1 protein-coding gene and 1 rRNA gene are annotated in these 1092 nt (G+C 40.8%); both read left to right on the forward strand.

Features of this window, described 5'->3' with window-relative positions; all coding sequences use genetic code 11:
- Window positions 1-129 precede the first annotated feature (129 nt).
- Window positions 130-244, forward strand: a 5S ribosomal RNA gene (gene rrf / locus CWB80_RS21230).
- A gap of 376 nt (window positions 245-620) precedes the next feature.
- Window positions 621-1067: an IS630 family transposase gene (locus tag CWB80_RS21235; protein WP_138686299.1), complete on the forward strand. Its 447-nt coding sequence runs from the start codon at window positions 621-623 to the stop codon at window positions 1065-1067.
- Window positions 1068-1092: the final 25 nt, after the last annotated feature.

The following is a 1092-nucleotide window of genomic DNA, read 5'->3' on the forward strand; positions in this document are numbered from 1 at the left end:
AATACTATGAATAACGCTTTTTATGACAGCGTAACGAACAGAAGTTAAGTTACTAAAGTAGACATTTACTTGATATCAGATTTCCAGATTTATTAATTTGCTCAAAAGAGCGAATTAAAACCAAATTTGCTTGGTGACAATAGCGTTTTGGACCCACCTGACCCCATGCCGAACTCAGTAGTGAAACGAAACAGCGCCGATGATAGTGTAGCAGCTGCTATGTGAAAGTAGGTCATCGCCAGGCTCCAAATAAGAGAAAGCCCGATTCGAAAGAGTCGGGCTTTTTTGCGTTTGGAGCTTTCAGCCAGGTAGGTTGGGTAGAGCGGAGCGAAACCCAACATAATCCATATGACCCTCTTCATAACCCATGGTTAAAAATTCTTAAAATCTCTATTGGTCTAACAACTTGGCGAGCTCTAAAATGGCTTACTTCACTTTGCGCTAATTCGTCTTTTATTAATGAGCTTTATCTCTTCATTCTGCATGACGAATTATACCATTCCGCTTAAATATCTGATCTAATATAGGCTATATAAAATCACCGGCTAATAACATTGAATTCAAACATATCTGAACAGCTTTTAGCGCTTTCTCGAAAAGAACCAAACGCACGAAAACGCATGCGATTGCTCGCAGTGTCTTTATTTTATGAGGGTAATAGCCGAACCGATATTGCAAAACGTCTAAACACTGCAAGAAGTAGTGTGAATAAATGGGTTTCTAGTTACCTAGAGAATGGGCTGGGTGGTTTAGACAATAAGCCTATTCAAGGACGTCCATCAAGGCTGCAACCGCAGCAACTTGAACAACTGTCTGAATTTACAAAGCGCACGAACACAGAGCTTCAAGGTGGGCGCCTTACCGGTGAAGACATTGTGCATTACATTCACACTGAATTTGGTGTTCATTACCACTTAAATCATGTCTATAAAATTCTAAAGCAACTTGGCTTTAGTTGGATCACAAGCCGCTCTAAACACCCGAAACAATCATTACAGAGCCAAGAGGCTTTTAAAAAACTTCCAACTGGAAACGATCCTTCACACACCAGGACACCTTCCTCTTGACCGTATCGACGTATGGTTTCAGGAC

Origin of the sequence: Pseudoalteromonas sp. S1650 (assembly GCF_005887195.1) — a bacterium.
Classification (GTDB): domain Bacteria; phylum Pseudomonadota; class Gammaproteobacteria; order Enterobacterales; family Alteromonadaceae; genus Pseudoalteromonas; species Pseudoalteromonas simplex.

Bases quoted from the DNA above. Each gene is read 5' to 3' on its own strand.
- CWB80_RS21235 (WP_138686299.1), top strand. From the start codon at position 621: ATGCGATTGCTCGCAGTGTCTTTATTTTATGAGGGTAATAGCCGAACC.